The sequence below is a fragment of the Streptococcus sp. 27098_8_103 genome (assembly GCF_041432345.1).
GTDB classification, from domain to species: Bacteria; Bacillota; Bacilli; order Lactobacillales; family Streptococcaceae; genus Streptococcus; species Streptococcus mitis_BV.
In genome coordinates this window covers 19,374-39,007 of sequence record NZ_JAPVZK010000001.1, presented here as the reverse complement: position 1 = coordinate 39,007, position 19,634 = coordinate 19,374, and the positions used below count along the sequence as shown (strand labels likewise).

The following is a 19,634-nucleotide window of genomic DNA, read 5'->3' as shown; positions in this document are numbered from 1 at the left end:
TCCTTTTTCTTTTAACATTCTTCTTGATTATACCACATTTGATTTTAAAATTCTTCTATTTTCCGTATTTTTAGCGATAAATCGTTTTCATAACGATTTCATTCAATTTCTCCTCTAATTCATTGAATTTAGCTACAAAATGATGGGGAGAAACGATGGTTTTCTGTTCCTCTTCATACCTGATGATGACTGGGATTGGACCTTTATACTGGTCTAAAATACGTGAAATTTCTTGATCCGATTCATGATTTTTTACCTGTATCCAAAAGCGTTCAGCAACTGCTTCTCTTATTTCTTGTGCAATCATTTGCAGACGGCCATCACGTGACTGGATTTTTCCTTTTATATAGTAGAAGGCTCCCTCTTTTATTTCCTGCCCAACCTGTCGATATAAGTCTGAAAAGAGAGTGACATCCAATTTTTGCTTACTATCATCTACCTGTAAGAAAGCCATGTTTTCGCCCTTTTTGGTACGAATTACTTTTATTTTCTGAACTTCAACCAAAATAATAGCGTAACTATTTTCTGACAAATTCCCAATTGGTGTAATCTGGTAAATAGCTTTGCTTGCGATAGTTTGTAGGGGATGTTTGCTGACACCTATCCCTAAAAGCTCTTGTTCCATATAGAATTTTTCTTGTTCCGTCCAATCTTCCGATTCCTGCCAACTATAGATAGTCTCTCCAAATAAGCTTCCTAATACTTTCACAAATTCAAATAGATTAACTAAATTATTGAATACTTTTTTACGATTTTTTTCAAATGAATCGAAAAGACCAACTTTTACCAAAGGTTCCAGCAAGGGAAGTTTCAAATAATTCTCAGGTAGTTTAGCTAAAAAATCTTCAATATTAGAATAAGGTCTATGTTCAATAATCCAAATAGCCAAATCCTTGCTGAGCCCCTTAATCGATTTCAAACCTAGATAGATAGACTTGTTGGCAATTTTATCGTGATAGGGAATAGTATTAATGGACAATGGGGCTACTTCAAAACCTGCTTCCAAGGCATCTGTTACATAATCACTGTTGGCAGAATTCAACATAATCTGATAAAAGATAGCTGGATAATGTGTTTTAAAATAAGCCAACTGGAAGGCCAAGGCTGAGTAGGCATAGGCGTGAGATCTATTAAATCCATAACCTGCAAACTTCTCCATAACATCAAAAACCTGCTCTGCTTTTTCAGCAGAATGACCAGCTTCTATGGAGCCTTGAATAAAGGAAGCCCTCATCTCATGCATAGCAGAGGCATCCTTTTTACCCATAGCTCGACGCAAAATATCAGCCTTCCCAAGACTAAATCCAGCAAATCGCTGAGCAACCTGCATAACCTGCTCCTGATAGAGCATAATGCCATAAGTTGGAGCCAAAATATCCTCCAGAGCTGGGTCTAGAACCGTCACTCCTTCTTGCCCATGCTTTCTTGCCACAAAATTATTGATGTAGTCACTTGCACCTGGTCGATTTAGGGAAGTAGTTGCTACGACATCTTCAAAACAGACTGGTTGAACACGCTTGAGTAAGCGAATGGCACCAGGTTGCTCAAATTGAAAGATACCTTTTGTATTACCAGACGCAAACAAAGCTAGGGTGTCTTTGTCTTCCAAATCAATTTCTTCAATTTTAAGGTGAATACCTTCTGATTCAGCAAGAAACTCTTGCATTTTCTGGACAAAGGTCAAATTTCTTAGTCCCAGAAAATCCATCTTCAAAAGTCCACTTGCTTCGACTCCATGAGCATCATATTGAGTCAGTGGAATTTCGTCACCATGCTTTAGTGGGATATAGTCTGTCAAATCTTGGTCACTGATTACAACACCAGCCGCATGGACAGAGGTTTGTCTTGGATATCCCTCAATCTTGCAGGCAATTTCAAAGGCTTTTTGGTATTCTAACTTACTATTGATTTGTTGACGAAACTGGAGGTTACCCTCATAGGCCGACTTGAGATTATCACGAAAACTGATTTTCTTAGTAATTGCAGATAATTCATACTCTGGCACACCAAAACGTTTCAAGACATCTCGAAGAGCTTGCTTGGCCCCAAAGGTAGAAAAAGTAACAATTTGAGCCGCATGTTTACTACCATATTTATTGCCAACATATCTGATAAAATCTGGACGATAAATATCAGGAATATCGATATCAATATCAGGCATGGTATAGCGTTCACGATTGAGGAAACGTTCAAAAATCAGATTTTTCTCGACTGGGTCAATCCCTGTGATGTCTAAGGCATAAGAAACCAAGCTACCTACTGCAGAACCCCGTCCCATTCCCATGTAGTAGCCATTCGAACGTCCGAAACGCAGCAAATCCCAGACAACCAAGAAATAATCATCAAAGCCCATATCATGAATAACAGCCAATTCTTGGTCTAGTCGGTCTTGATATTCTTTGCTAGACAATCCCTTCTGAGCAAGCCCCAATTCAGCACGTTCTCTCAACTCTTCTACTGCTGGCCTTGCTGGATTAAAACGAGGTAATTTTAAACTAGTATCCAAGTCATAAGAGATAGCTAAAATAAGCTTTTCTAAGTTTTCCAAGGCTTGCGGAAATCGTTCTAGGAATAATTTCTCTAAAGAACTTGCTGATATAAAGACATCTTGTCTCGAACGCAAAGGAACTTCTCTGAGCGGTTGATTTTCTTTAATCGCTGTTAGTACTTGAAGAACTTCTCTATCCTTACTTTCAAATGCATTGACCCGATACAATGGCAAAATAGGATGGTGAAATTCTCTGGCCAGTGTTTCTGGGTAAACCCCTATATAGTAATCACAGCCTAGATTTAACAACTCAAGTTCTTCAAAATAAGGCACAATTACCGCAATATCCTCTAGATACTGAGATAGAACTGACCAACTTTTCTCCCCCTGCATCTTTGCTGTTGAAAGTTTCATCAACTGCTGATAGCCCACACTAGATAAAGCTAAAAAGCGCAGATTTACATCCTTGTCATCTACAAGCATATTCATTTCAAGCCCTAACAAAGGATGAATGCCATATTTTTTTGTAACCTCTAGAAAGTCGAAAGCCCCATAAAGATTGTCAATATCCATCATAGCCAGATGAGTGTATCCATAGTCTTTTGCTACTCTCACATACTTGTCGATTGAAATGACACTCTCCATAAAACTATAGACTGTTTTTGTATCTAGTTGTGCGATCAATTTACACTTCTCCTCTATCGTTCTCACTATATTATACCATTTTCAAAAAAGAAAAGAACCTGAGATATTAAATCTCAAGTTCTTTCTTAGGCTGAATCAATCACTGTTTGAAAGAAAGTCTGAATTATTCTTCGTCTTTTCTTTTCTTACGAGCAATCAATCCGAATCCACTCAAAGCTCCTAGAAGTCCAAGTGCTGCAAGACTAGAGTGTGCTTCTGTACCTGTATTTGGAAGTTCACGTTGACCATCCATATACTGTGGTGTAGCAGGCTCTGCTGGTTGTTCAGGTGCCACTGGAACTACTGGTTGTTCAGGAGTCTCAGGTGTCACTGGAACAGGATTTGGTGCAGGACTAGGTTCTGGTTGAGGAGTTGGATTGGGTTGAGGTTGTGGAGTTGGTGTATTACCACCTCCGCCTCCATTGTTGCCACCACCATTGTTTGGCTTAGGAACAGGGATGTACTTGATTGGCGTATCTTGAGTTGGATCTGCCGGTACAACCGGTACTTCATATCCTTTCGTTGGATCGTTTGGATCAACTGGTTTTAATGGATTTCCATTTGGATCTACAGGGATAAATCCTGGTACGTATGGTACACGTGGTTTATCTGTTCCTGGTTTCGTTGGATCTGTTGGATCATTTGGATATGGAGTTGGTGGAACTTGTGTTTGTCCCTCTGGTAATTTTGGAATCCATGATCCAAGTTTGTCGTAAACAACTCTTTCAGTGATGTTTACACCTGCTGTTGCTTTAATATCTTTTTGAGATGATTCGATATCTCCGCCACGAGCGATGTATCCATCCACTTTCGGTAACTTGTTACCATCTAAGATAGTATCATTACCTACTACTGTCCATTCACCATATGTGATATCTCCAGTTACTAGGTTCACTTTCGCAGTACGTTTAAACTTAATTGTTTCAGTGTGAGTAGCTGCTACTTCTTTTCCATTGTGATCTACATAAGTGATCGTACGAGTCGCAGAAGATTCTGTAACTAAATCTTTCACTGTATCAGGCCATACTGGACTGTTTGGATCTTCAGGGAATACTGGTTTACCTGGTTCTGGATTTGATGGTGTGACTGGTTTCAGTGGGTTGTTTGGACCTACTGGTTTCGTTGGATCTGTTGGTACCTGTGGTTTATCAGGGCTGTTTGGATCTGTTGGCACGATAAGTGGAGTAACTTTTACATTAAAGATTTGATCTTTATCTTTATCTTTGTCGAATACTCTATCTGTATCTGCTGAAGGGTAATCATTGCTTGTTACAATGTAACCTTTCTTAACAAGTTCTTTGATCTTGTTTTCAACATCTCCAGACTTAGTGAATTTAGATCCTGATTCACCGTAATCTACTACTGGATCAGATACTACTTTACCGTTGTTATCTACGAAGTTAGTGATAGCTTTTTGTTTATCATTTTCGTAAACAATTGGTGTATCCGTACTTGGATTTGTCGGTACTGGTGGCACTTCATATCCTTTAGATGGATCTTTTGGATCCACTGGTTTCAACGGTACAAGTGGGTTAGTATTTGGATCCACTGGTTTCGTTGGGTCTTGTGGAACTTTTGGTGTTGTTCCTGGGATATGAGGAATTACTGGTACTTTCGGACTATTTGGATCTGTAGGATCTGTTGGTTTAGTTGGACTTGGTGGTACAACTTTACCTGGATCTTGAGGATCGTTATCGTAAGGCGTTGGAGTTGGTGGAGTTACACCATCTGGTACTTTCGGTACAAGTCTTCCAACTGGAACGTAAACTACTTTGATGTTTTCATCTTTAGAGTTTTCAGTTAATCCTGTAGTTTCATCTACTTCTTTTTGAGATGGATCTTTCAGAACGTATCCTGGAACTACTGGTGATGTTACTTTATCAAATGTAGTATCGTTGTTTACTGGAGTCCATTTACCATATTCGATAGTGCCTGTAACAACGTTAATCTTAGCTTCACGAGTAAATGTTACTTTGTCAGTTGCTTTGTCTGCAACTTCTTTATCTGTACCATCTTCTACATAAGTGATGTTACGAGTAACGTGTTTAGTAGTTTCAAGTTTGTTAATTAACTCTTCAGTCCATTTTGGTCCATCAGGATTATTTGGATCGATTGGTTGTCCTGGTTTTGGAGTATTTGGATCGTCTGGATTTGTTGGGTCAAATGGTTTAATTGGCTCAACGTGTGGTATTAACACTACAGTGTATTCTTGATCTTTTCCAGAATCTTTGTCAAAGTTTCCGTTATTATCTTTACCATAGTTGTTGCTTACTAGATCATATCCTTTAGCAATTAACTTAGCAATTTCTGTAGTTACTTCTGTTGCTTTCGTTAATGGCTCACCTGATTTACCAGTTTCTTCGATGTTCGTTACACCTGGAATTGGGTTCCCACTTGGATCTACGAATTTCGTTACTGCTTTTTGAGTATCTTTTTCGTAATTGATTTCAGTGTTCTCTGTAGGTGTTGTAGGTGTCGGTGGTACATATCCTTTAGATGGATCTGTTGGATCAACTGGTTTCAGTGGATTTCCATTTGGATCTTTTGGTGTTGTTCCTGGGATATGTGGAATCACTGGTACACTTGGTTTGTTTGGATCGTTTGGATTTATTGGATCGTTTGGATCTACAACTTTTCCTGGATCTTTTGGATCATTTGGATATGGAATTGGATTAATTGGTGTTTCACCTTCTGGTACTTTCGGTGTCCATGTTCCAACTGGTACGTACTCTACTTTGATAGTTTCATTATCAGATTTAGGAGTTAAGCCTGTTGTTTCTGCTACTTCTTTTTGAGCTGTATTTTTCAGAACATATCCTTTAACTACTGGTGATGTTACTTTATCAAATGTAGTGTCGTTGTTAACAGCTGTCCATCCACTGTCAGTGTCAGTTGCTGGTACATCTGCTTTACCGTCACCATTTGTGTCGTATCCTACTAGAGAACCATCTTTTGGATTTACAATTGCTGTACGTTTGAAGTTTACTTTGTCAGTTACTTTTGGTGCTTCAGTTGATGATACTTCTTCATCAGTACCAGCTTTAACGTAAGTAATTGTACGAGTTACTGTCTTAATGTTGTTTAGTTTATTAAGAGCATCTTCAGTCCATTTTGGTCCGTCCGGTTTATTCGGATCGATTGGATCTCCTGGGTTAGGGTTCTTAGGATCTTCGTTAGGGTTCTTAGGATCTGTTGGAGTTACTGGAACTGGTTTAGCTACTGTTACGTAGTAAACTTGAGACACTCCGTTTTCACCTTTATCATCAACGCTATCGAATTCTCCGTCTTTTCCTGGGTATTCAGCTTGACCTGCTTTATTTGGAACTACACTGTATCCAGATTTTTCTAATTCTGTAACAATCTTAGCGACTTCACCTGCTTTAGTGAATTTAGATCCTACATCTCCTGCTTCTGCGAATGAAGTATGAACTGCATTACCATCTTCATCTACGAAGTGAACGATTGCTACTTGAGAACCATCTTTAGCATAAACAATGTTAGTGTCTTGTGTTGGATCTGTTGGTACTGGTGGTACTTTATATCCGTCTTCTGGTCTACCTGGTGTTACTGGCTCTAATGGTTTACCTGTAGATGGATTTAATGGAGTTACTCCAGGTATATGAGGAATCACTGTTGTTGGTGTTCCTGGTCTTGTTGGATCCGTTGGATCTTTTGGATATACCTTAGGTGTTGTATCAGTTCCTGGCGGTACTGTTACTCCTTCTGGTACTACTGGTACATATGAACCAAGTTTCTTATACACTACTACTTCTGTAATATCTCCTGCAGTCTCTGTTACTTCTTTAGCTGGTACAGTTGCTCTGTCCACAATGTAACCGTCGATTGCTGGTGATGTTACTTCTTCGAATGATTGTTTATCTGGAGTCCAGTTTCCAAATGTAATCTTACCTGTTACAGGGTTGATTGTTGCTGAACGTTTGAATGTTAATGTTTTCTCTTTCTTGTCAGCTACATCTGTAAGTTTATCCGCTGGTACTTCTGTTCCATCTGAGTAGATGTACTTGATTGTACGTTTAACGTCTTCTTGAAGTCCGTTTTCTAACTCTTTGATTAACTCTGGTGTCCATTTTGGTCCGTCTGGATTTTGTGGATCGATTGGAGTATTTGGAGTTGGTGTTTCATTATCTGGACTTACTGGGATTTCTTTAACAGTTACTAACACTTTGTACTCTTGGTTTGTAGTTGCGTCTGCATCAAATGTTCCGTTTTCTGGATATCCATTTTCTACTACTGTGTATCCTTTAGCTTTCAATGCGTTGATTGTGTCTGTTACTGATTGTCCTTTTGTGAAGGCTTTTCCTGTATCTCCTGTATCAACGATTGATTTCGCTACTGCACCTTTTTCAGTCTTATCAGTTTCGCTGTTTACTTCGATGAAGTGAACTACTGCTACTTGTGATCCGTCTTTAACATACGTGATTGTAGTATTTTGAGTTGGATCTTTAGGTACTGGTGGTAAGTCGTATCCACCATTTGGATTTTTCGTTAATGGTGTTCCGTCTGGTCCTACTGGAGTTGTTCCAGGGATTTCAGGAATCGTTGTTGTAGTTGGAGTTCCTGGTTTTGTTGGATCTTCTGGAGTCGCATTTGGATATGGTTTTGGTGTCTTATCGAAGTCCGCTGGAGGTGTTACACCTGCTGGAACTACTGGCACGTATGAACCAAGTTTGCGGTAGATAATTGTTTCCTCTGTATCTTTATCTGTCGCTCCTACATTAGCATTTGCTGTGGATGTTTTCGCTGAAGCAATGTATCCATCTTTAGCTGGAGTTGTTACTGCAGTAAATTCTTTCGTTTCTGGTGTCCATTTACCATATTCAAGGATTGCTCCTGTTACAGAATCAATCTTAGCAGTACGTGTAAATGTTACTTTTTGAACGTTGTCTGCAATTCCTGCATCTGATCCATCTTCAAGTTTGTAGTGAACTGTGTGAGTTACTTCTTCGATTAATCCTAATTCTTTCAACGTACGTTTCTTAGGATCGTTTTCTACTACTTTATTTGGATCTGGATTTTCACCTGGCGTTACTGGGTTTGGATCAACGTTTGTTGTTGAAGGGTTGTACACTACTGTTTCAACGATATCTTCATCTGTTGCTGTTACACCTGTTTTCTCAGCTACTTTTTCTACTGTTGGTGTGTAGTTCGTTACTGAAGGCGAGACTTTCTCAGCGAATTTATCACCATTTACTGGTGTCCATGGAGCTGCTTCTTTCGTAGTTGCATTCCCATCGTTATCTAAGTAAGTTACTTCTCCAGTTACAGCATTGATTTTCGCTTTACGTGTGAATGTTAATGTTTCTTTAACTGTGTCTGCAGCTTTAGAGCCATCATTCTTCACGTAGTTGATTGTACGTGTAACTTCTTCTACTAATCCTAATTCTCCGTAAGTACGTCCTTTTGGATCGTTTGGTACTTTATCTTCTGGTTTTGGCGTTACTGAAGTTTCAGGATCACGCGGTTTGTTTGGATTTGTTGGATCTGTTGGATCAACTGGTTCATTGTTTGGATTTACTGGTTTAGTAGGAACTACTGGGAGTTCTTTAGCTTTGAACGTTACAGTAAATTCTTGGTTAGTTGCTGAATCCTTATCGAACACTTTATCTGTTGCTTCTGTTGGATATGGTTTTTCATTGTTTTTGTTTTCAACTTTTTCATAACCACGAGCTAAGATAGCGTTGATTGTTGCTGTTACATCTCCATCTTTCGTGAAGTTTGTACCTTCATCACCTGAGTCTACTACAGATGGTGCTAATCCATTTCCATCAACATCTACGAATTTCGTAATTGCTAATTGTGAACCATTCTTCACGTACACGATTGGTGTATCTTGAGTTGGATCTGTTGGAAGATCTGGAACTTTGTATCCGCCATTTGGATCTTTTTCTAATGGTTTACCATTTGGTCCATATGGTGTGTACCCTGGTACTTCAGGAATTACTGGAGTTGTTGGTCCATTAGGTTGAGTTGGATCCGTTGGTTTTGTTGGATCTGGTTTTAATACTCCACTTGGATCTTGTGGATTATTTGGATATGGTGTATCAGTTGCTGGTGTTAACGGGTTAACTCCTGCAGGGATTTGCGGTTTAATACTTCCTGCTTTCTTATAAACAACTTTATGAGCGATATCTTTATCAGTTGCTACTACTGTTTCACCTGTAATTGTTTTTTGATTAGAATCTAACAATACGTAAGTATCAATTACTGGAGAGTTCACAGTATTGAATGTATCTGTTGTTGCTGGAGTCCATGGAGCTGCTTCTTTAGTAGTTGCATTTCCATTAGCGTCTAAGTAAGTCACTTCTCCAGTTACAGCATTAATTTTTGCATTACGTGTGAATGTTAGAGTCTTAGTTCTTTCATCTTTTGCAGTTCCAAGTTTGTCTTCTTCAACTTTTGTTCCATTATCATATACGTAATCGATTGTACGAGTAACTTGTTCAACCAATCCTAGTTCACCGTAAGTACGTCCTTTAGGATCGTTTGGTACTGGATCTGTTGGTTTTGGTGTTACCGTAGTTTCTGGATCACGTGGTTTGTTTGGAGTTGTTGGATCTGTTGGGTCAACTGGCTTGTCGTTTTTATCTACTGGTTTAGTTGGTACGACTGGAAGTTCTTTCGCTTTAACAATTACATAGTATTGTTGGCTAGGTACTTTCTCATCAGTTGCTCCTGTAGCTTTATCACTTACAGCGTCAAATTTACGGTCTGCTTCTTTGTAGAATCCTTCTTTATCTGCTGTGTATAATGTTGTATCTGCTGGATCTACTACTTCGTAACCTTTAGCTACTAACGCAGCTTTAACGGCATCTACTTTAGTTGCGCTAATTGTTCCACCTGTATCTCCAGTTTCAATTACTGATTCGTTAACTGAGTTACCTTTTTCATCTACGAAGTGAACTACCGCTACTTGTGATCCGTCTTTAACGTAGATAATTGATGTATCTTTCATTGGATCTGTTGGTGTTGGTGGTACGTATCCTTTACTTAGATCACTTGAATCAACTGGTTTCAATGGTTTTCCATCTGGCCCTACTGGTGTAGTTCCTGGGACTTGTGGAACGATTGGTGTTGTTGTTCCTGGTACCACTGGGTTCGTTGGATCTGGATCTTTTACTTTCGAACCATCTTGTGGATCGTTTGTATAAGGTTTTGGATCTACGTTTGTATTTGCAGGCGGTGTGATTCCATCTGGAATTACTGGTACATATTTACCTACAGCTTTGTAGACTACATTTTCAGTAATGTCGTTATCAGTTGCTGTAACGTTTTCTACATCTTTCTTAGATGAATCTACATCTCCTGTTGCGATATATCCGTCTACTTTAGGAAGTTCTGCTTTACCTTCTAATGTAGTTCCGTTTGTAGCTTCCCAATCTCCATAAGTAAATTCTTTCGTAACTGGATCGATTGTCACTGGACGTTTGAATGTTACAGTGTTTGTAACTGTGTCAGCTGCTTTTTGACCTGCTTTAGCAGCGTCTTCAGCTTTTAGTTCGCTTGTTACGTCAGAGTATTTATATGTAATTGTACGTGTTACTGTTTCTTCACGAGCATCTTTTAACTTATCAATCAAGTCTTTAGTCCATTTTGGTCCATCTGGATTATTTGGATCAATTGGTTTACCTGGTTGAATTGGGTTATCAGCTGGTGTATTTGGATCTTCTGGATTTGGAACATCAGTATTTGGGGTAATTGTTACTGGTTTAACAGTTACTAGTACTTTGTACTCTTGGTTAGTAGTTGCATCTGCATCAAATGTTCCATCTGTTGGATATCCATTATCTACAACTGTGTATCCTTTAGCTTTCAACGCGTTGATTGTGTCTGTTACAGATTGTCCTTTTGTGAAGGCTTTTCCTGTATCTCCTGTATCAACGATTGATGTTGCTACTGCACCTTTTTCAGTCTTATCAGTTGCGCTGTTTACTTCGATGAAGTGTGTTACCGCAATCTGAGTACCGTCTTTAACGTAGGTAATTGTTGTATCACCAGTTGGTGTTGTTGGAGTTGGAGGTAAGTAACCTTGTGTTTTATCTCCATTCTTCGGTGTCAACGGTTGTCCATCTGGTCCTACTGGTGTAGTTCCTGGTACATATGGAATCGTTGTTCTTGTTGTTGGATCACCTGGTTTTGTAGGATCAGTATCATTATTTGGATATTGTGGATTTTCAATTGTTGGTGGTGTAAATCCTTCTGGTACTACTGGTACGTATTTACCTAGAGCTTCGTACACTACTTTTTCCGTAATATCTTTATCTTCTGCTTTAACTGATGTTACATCTGTCTTAGATGAAACTACATCTCCTGTTGCCACATATCCTGGGATAACTGGAACAGTTGTGTTTCCTTCTAATGTATCGTCAGGGGCAGTTGCACCAGCTGGTGTTGTTGGTTTCCAATCTTCATAAGTGATTTCATTGGTTACTGGGTTTACTTTAGCAACACGAGTAAAGTTAACTTTTGTTACAAATGGAGTTACTTCAGTATTGTCTTTAACAACGTTAGCACCCGCTTTGTTTCCATCTTTTTCAGCTTGGTTTAATTTGTTTGTATCATTTGAATAAACATATGAAACCGTACGTGTTACTTCTTCTTTGTTCTTAAGTTTCGCTAGTAGCTCATCAGTCCATTTTGGTGAATTTGGATCTGTTGGATCGATTGGTTGATCTTTCTTAGGTTCTGTGTAATTTGGTGAATTTGGATCCACTGTAATTACTTTTGTTTTGTACACTACAACTTCTTCGAAGTCTTTGTCTGTAGCTGATACAGTCTTAGCTGGTACATTCGCTGTTGTTGGAGTTACTCCTGCAACTGCTGCTGTATAGTTTTCGATAGTTGGCGAAGTTACTGCATCGAACGTTTGATCTGCTGACCAATCTCCGTAAGTAATTTCTCCTGTAACTACATTAATCTTACCTGGACGAGTGAATTTAAGTGTCTTCACTTTCTTATCAGCTACATCTGTAAGTTTTTCAGCTGGTACTTCTGTTCCATCTTCGTAAACATACTTAATAGTACGTGTTACTTCTTCTTGAACTTTTACAGCTTTGATTAAGTCTTCCGTCCATTTTGGTCCAGTAGGATTATTTGGATCGATTGGTGTTACACCTGGAGTAGGTTTTGGATTCTCATTACTTACAGGTTTAGTTGGATCAAATGATGGAATCTCAACTACAGTAGCTTTCACTTTAACAACAAATTCTTGATCATTCTTAGGATCGTTATCAAATGTTGTATTGCTTACACCAGTTCCTGGATTTTCGAATCCATCAGATACTAATGTGTAACCTTTATCTTGTAATTTCTTAATAGCTGCTTTTACTGCTGCTGTGTTAAGAGTTGCAAAGTTATCACCTGTCTTACCGATTTCTACTAAGTCTTCAGCTACACCTGGTGTGATGACAGTATCTGGATTGTTAGCATCTACTTCCACAAACTTAACTGTTGCACGTTGCTCACCTTTTTCATAGAAGACATCTACTGAGTAGTCGTCTGCTAATGGATCAATCGCATCCGTTTTATCGATTGCTACTTTATCTGCTAAGTAACCAGCGATAGTTGGTGAAGTTACATGGTTAAAGGCATTATCAGATTGTTTTTCAGCATCAGATAATTGTTCGTTTGCTGGTAAGTTAGTTGCTGTACTTCCTAGAGCTTTCCACTCTCCAAAGCTTACAGCTGCAACTTTGTTCTTATCAGGAGTTTCTTTCTTAGCTTCCTCTTTAACTTTGGCAATGATTGCATCATAGTAAGCTTGACGTGCTGCATCTTTAGCTACTTTAGTAGTGTTTTCGCGGTCTTGAACAGCTTTGTTCTTAACTGCTTCTGCTACTTTTGCATCGTTTAATGTTTCTTCTTCGTCTTTAGCCTCTGTGAAAGCTGTTTTCGCTGCTGTTGCATTTGCTGCTGCTGTTTTCGCTACTGCTAATGCATCTGTGAACTTAGTAAGAGCTGCTTCTTTATCAGCATCTGAAGCGTTGTTATCTTTCACTTTAGCTTCATATTCTGCTTTAGCTGCTGCTACTTTCGCATTTTCTGCTTCTAGAGCTTGTTGTGTAGTGATTACTGCTTTAGCTAGAGCTGAGTTGTCTGCTGCTAAGTAGTTTGTTCTAGCTGTGTCACGAGCAGTCAAGGCATTGTTGTATGCTTCTTGTGCTGCTTGTAAAGCTGCTTCTGTCGCTGCCTTCGCATCTCTTTGAGCTTGTGTAGATTCACTTGTAATAACTAGCGAATTATTTGCTTTTTTAGCGTCTGCTAATGTTTTTTCTGTTGCTATAACATTCTTATCTGCAGCTTTTAATGCTTCTGAAGTTGTTGGATCTTCTTTAGCTTTTTCTGCAGCTGCGTTGTACTTAGCAACAACTTCATCATACTTATCTTGTGCTGCTTTTTTCTCTTCAGGTGTAGCTTTTGTATTTTCTGCATTGAATGTCGCTGTATCTTCTGGGAAGGCTGCAGCTACTAACGCCATATCGATTGTGATGTTACGTTTGAAGTTCAATGTTTCTGTTACAGATTCTGCTGCTTTAGCTCCGCCATCTTTGTATTTATAGTTGATTGTACGCGTTACATCAGCTGTTTCTGTCTTAGCTCCTGTGTCACGTTTGTGTCCTAAGAATACATAGAATGTTTGGTTCTGTGGTTTTTCACCTGCATTTTCTGAATCAGCTACTGATTCTTCATCGAATTTACGTCCACCAACGATACGATTTCCGTCATCATCATTTGTGAATCCGTCACGTTTTAGTTCGTAACCCATCGCTTCATATTTCGCGATAGTTGCTGCTGTTGAGTACTTGATACGAGTAGCTGAATCACCTATAAGTGTTTCGTCTTTTGTAATTGTATCTGTAGTTGATTTATTAGCCTCTTTATCAGAACCTGTGTGAGTTTCTAGAACACCTTGGTTTGCATTATTTGCAGCATCCATATCGATATATACGACACGAGCTACTTGTTTGTCAGCTTTATAATATACATAAACATCGAAATCATCTTTGTTATCTGCACGCACTGCTGATACCATTGGTTCATATGAACCTACGTCTTGAGAATTTACCTTACCATCTTTAATAGTTGGTGTGTAGACCCCTACTGGAGTTTGATTAGATGAACGTACATGTGATTGTACTCCGTCTTTCTCACTCTTGGTATATTCGTTTTCTGGTAATTGGACTTCTGCTGTATAACCTTTTAATGTTGGAGAAATGATATTTGTGAAGTGATCATTTTCTGGGTTAATAGATTTCCATGCACCAACGATAACTGTACCTGCTGGTAATTCAGTTCCAGCTTTAACAACGTCACCAGGTTTTAACACTGTAACCTGAGTTGGCTCTTTTACTACTTCTCCAGTAGATTTACGCACATAACGATCAACTGTAATAGGTCTTTCTAATGTCATCTCAGTTGCAACTGTGATGTCTTTTTCAGTTTGATCATCTTCACTCATAATGACGTAGTCACGGTTATATGTTAATGTTTGTTCGTTTATAACTGGTTTACCATCGATTGTTAAGATTGGTGTTTTATCTTTAGCCGCTGTAGATGTATCACCTTCATAAACATAGTGAATCTTACGTGTTATAGTCACTGTTAAGTTCGGAGTTACAGTTGGTGTATAGGCTGCATGACCATAGTCAATTCCGTAACGTCTAGTTACACTATCTGGATTTGCTACTGTTGGATAGTCAAGGTCTGGTTGTTTTAATGTTACCCCTGTACCTACACCTACAAAGCTTGGGTGTGGAGTGAAGACAACTGTTGCATCTTCGTAAACTGTTTCACCTTTTTCATTTGTAGTTGTCTTAGGAACTAATGTGTATGTTCCTTCATTTTCAATGACAATTTCAGTATCAGTTACTTTAGTATATCTACGATCTACAGTAGTTACTTTCCCAGTTTGTGGATCCACGTGCGTTGCTTTTGGAAGAGTCATCGTTAATAAATCAATAGACTTTCCAGCTGTTCTAGTTCCTTTAGGAATAGTGTCGTTGTTGTTAACGTACGTATTACCGTTAAGCGTCAGAGAATCACCTTTAGTACCAATTATCTTATCAACACTTGTTTCTGAAACTAATTTAGGATTATATCCTCCAGTTGCTTGTGGAATATAATCACCTTTTTGGAATGTAACTTTCCAAATAGTATGTTGAGCTCCTCCTTCTATTGGTAATGGTGTTACTAATTGATCACCTTTTTGAATTTTTTCTCCAGTATTCACTGTTACTTCGACACCATTTCGAATAACTGTAATTGGTTTTGGCGCTATTGGTGAAGCTCCTTCAAGAACAGAACCCGCTGGAACAAGATTAGAACTAAACGTTCCTTTAACAATACGAACATTACTTACTTCTACATTACCAGAACCTGTAATTTCAACTCTGCTCTTTTCTGCGATAATAGTTGAAGCAGGGATTTTATCTACTGGTTTGAATGTTGCTGTTCCACCATCTTCATACGTTAATTCTGTTTCTTCAGTTACTTTAGTATCTTCTGTATAAATTTTCCCAGGAATATTTTTCTCGTGAGCAAATGTAACTGGTTCTTTTTTATTAATCAACACATGTTCTTTAGGAATTGATGTTTCTGCAATTTTTGTTTCAGTAATTGATTCTACTGTTCCGTATTCTGGAATTTTCGGAGTAGCAGATTGAGTTTTTCCTTGGGAATCTATTGTCGTTTCATCTTTACCTACTGGCTTGATGTCGATTACTGTCGGAATATATGTTGAATCCATAGAAGTTGTGTTGTTAACGTTCTTATTAACAGAATCTAAAATTTTATCTTTATCTGCTAATGTAAGACTTTCTCTGGATTCTTTAATTGTTTGGTCATTTGCATACCATCCTGTTGAGATTCTATTTTCATCCCAAGCACGAATTGCAACCCCTTTGGCTGTACCTACATATCCTAATTCTGGAGTGAAGTCAATAGTAGTCTTAGAAACACCTGTTTGACTCTTGATATAGTCTCCATTATTATCTTTATTTAATTCATATACCCCTACTTTATTCCCGGCATTGTCATACTCAGTATATTTGCTTAAATAATACTCGGTTTGCTTATTCATTGGATTGGTTACTTTGACACCAGTTCCAAGCTCATTTCCGCGAGCATCATATAATGTAACTTCTTCACCTAGATATACTGTGTTCCCTTTAGGGTCAGTAACATGTGTTTGGTTACCTGTAGCAGTTTCACGAGCAACCATTGAACTAGTTAAGACAAACTTAGGAGCAATTGTCTTTTCAATTTGATTCCAGTTACCATAGTCCGAAACTTCTGTTTTACCATTTGCCTTGAAAAAATCAGTAGTAGATACTTCTATCTTTTGAGGTTTCCCTTGTAAGCCACTTGATACATTTCTCGTACCTCTAGGTGGGTGAATAACATGAGTTTGGAAGTCTTCTACTTCCCCAGAACCTGCTACTCCTGTTGGTAAGTTTAAATCACCTTTATCAAGAGCAACACGCAAACGAACACCTACATTATCAACTGATGTATTTAGCAATTGTGGTATGTTATTAAATACAAAGTCATATGTACCATCTTTATTTACAGTGATGATTTCTGAAGCTTCATATTGATCAAACTTACCATTACTATTGAAATCAACCCATCCACGTGCATAGGCAACATCATTATTTAATCCACGATTGATTCTTACACCTTTAAATACGTATTGCGTATCTGAAGCTGTTTTTAATGTATATCTAGTCGCTACTGTAGGATCTAGTAATTGATTTTCTCCTTCATCAGGTAGATTTCCAATACCTACTCCACCTGTAGCAATATTATATATACCTGAAACAGGTAATCCATCACCGTCAGCTGTTGTATTTAATGTTTTTAGAATTTCTCCTGCTTTAATAGCAACCTGACTACCATCTGCTAAACGAATAACTGGATTTCTTCCATCTAGGTAGTACGTCCCTGTTTGTCCTTTTTGGTTTGTTACTTGAGTCGTTCCACTTGTTAATGAAATTTCTTTATAAGTTTCAGAATATACAACATCATCTAACACCCAAGCAGCAGATTTTTCTTTCTCAACTGTTCTGAAGTCAGAGTCAGCAGGTGTATCACCTAGATAAGGTTGAGTCGCTGTAACTTGTTGACCATTTTTTTCTTTATTGAAGTTCCCGATAACGTGTTGAGCAGAACCATATGAAGCAGGAGCATCCCCACCATCATATACTACGAAACCAATACTTGCACTTTGGTTACCACTTGAATTTATATATACGCCAAGATTTTTCACATCTTGAGTCAACCCTATAGGTAAATCATATTTAGAGTTCACACCAGATACAAAAGGTCCAAACAATTGACTTCCATATCCGTTTTCTGTCTTATTATTCCATTCAGAGAAATCATAGCCGAGAAGCTCAAACTTTCCTGTTACTCTATTCTTAGCATCTTTAAAATTCCCGTCAATATTTTTATTTGGTTTTAACCCTTGAGAATTCGCCTTATTTTTATTCACTCGCATGAATTCTTGCCATGGTGTACCGTCAGTTTCAAACTGTGTAAATTCTGCGGCAGATAAATCTTCTGCATCGGCAGCAATGGCATTTACAGCAACGGGACGACCATTATATGTCGCAGATACTTGGAATTTAACCCCAACGTTTCCTCCATCATATGCTGATGCAAATGCCGTTAGTCCTTCACGGACTCTACCTGTAGAATCTGTGTATTGAGTAGGGAATCCTGCTAAACGAAGATGACTATACCCTGTATCTTGTCTAGTAAGAATCACATCTTCTCGTACAACCTGATCACCAACTTTAGAGCGGTTAATGTTTGCAGGTTCTCCATCCGCATTATTTAGCTTAGCAACTTCATTTTGTACTTTTTTACGAGATAAAGAAGAAACAGTCGCTGTCAGTACATAACCTTTTACTTTAGTAGGCACTTCAAATCGCATACCTTCTTGGAGTGCTTCGTAAACCTCATTCCTATTTTTCCCCTGTGAAGTATTTTGTTTTACTTCGCTTTCTACCATACCTTGGTCTTTCCATAGAGTATATTTCCCTATGCCAGACGCTAAGAATTCAGCAGAATTTGTCTTTTTACCTACTAATTCTGGGTGAGAAGAAGATTCTAAGACTGTACGAACCATTGTGAAACGTCCTCTTTCTTTACGTCCCTTAGAACTAGTAAATGTAACAGTAGGAGCATTATCTACATATTCGATTTCTCCAACTTTTGTTCCATCTGCATAAGTAATTTTCGCTCTAGCAAAATCGAACCAGTTAATTCCTTCTCTTAATTGGTCATAGTTTTTCTCACCAGCTGTACCAAAAGCTACATCACCTATAAGAAAACCGTGCTCTGTATTACCTGCTTGATCCACACGGCCGTTGGCGAGGATTACTTTTGCAACTGTTCTATTTACTGCTCCTTCAGCAGTAACTTCAATTTTATCTTCCGGTTTCAAATCTGGATTGGCTGTACGAATTTCTTTTTCGATAGCTCTTACTTCTTCGTCCGTTAATGATCCAAGATTGTTAACTGTTACTTTATTGATTGGAGTATTGATGTTAACTGCTGTTGCTGTTTCGCCTGGCAACACAGCCTCAACTTTACCGATATGACCTGCACGTTTCATCTCAGTATAAACTGCTTCGATAGCAGTTGAGATACGTTGGAGTTGAAGATTCAATTGCTCAGCGGTAACATCTTTTTCGTTTAGAACTTTCTTAGATGCAGTAATTTCTACTTTCGCCGCTGCTACTGCAGCAGCAATAGCTTCTTTAGAAGACTTATCTTCAACTTTTTTCTCAGCATAGTTTGCTGCAGTTGTATTAAGAACTTCAGCTTCAGAAGTCAATTGTTCAAGGATTTTCTTTGTAGCAGTAATTGGATTTTCTGCTTTCTTTTCATCCTTTTTATCAGCTTTTTCATCAACTGTTTTATCAACTTTTTTGTCTGTTGAAGGAGCAGTTAGTGTTGCTTTTTCTTTGTCAGATACTTCTCTTTTTTCAGCTGTAGCTGTTTCAGATGCTTTTTCATCCTTTTTAGATACTTCAGCAGCTAACTTCGCGATTTCTTCTTCGCTCAACTCTTTTTTATCTAGAACAGGAGCACCTGTTGTAGCTTCAGTAGCTGGCAAGGTCACATTAGCCGGAGTAGCTGCCGCCTCAGCATCTTTTGAAGTAGGGGTTACGGCTTCTGTTTTATTTTCAGTAGTTGCTTCTTCTGCCTTGGCAGTCGTTTGGGCAGCACCCAAAATCAAGGCTGTCCCCAACAACACACTCGCAGCACCAAAATGGTACTTACGAATAGAGAAACGTTGGCTTAAGCCATACCAATCAAAAGATTTATTTTTTTGTCTTTTTGATTTATACATAATGTTAACTTTCCTTTTTTAATTATGTAACTGCAAGTTACAGTTATATAGTATATATTTTATCACAAAAACACTATCAGTTCA

The 19,634-nt window shown here is 38.4% G+C and carries 2 protein-coding genes; both read right to left on the bottom strand.

The features are described 5' to 3' along the window. Positions 1-70: 70 nt before the first annotated feature. Complete coding sequence (locus O3599_RS00095; protein WP_371511647.1) at positions 71-3,172, bottom strand: DNA polymerase III subunit alpha; 3,102 nt, start codon at positions 3,170-3,172, stop codon at positions 71-73. Between the two features lie 124 nt (positions 3,173-3,296). Further along, the gene (locus O3599_RS00090) at positions 3,297-19,550 is read right to left on the bottom strand and encodes a GEVED domain-containing protein (RefSeq protein ID WP_371511645.1); all 16,254 of its coding nucleotides are present in this window, start codon (positions 19,548-19,550) and stop codon (positions 3,297-3,299) included. Positions 19,551-19,634: the final 84 nt, after the last annotated feature.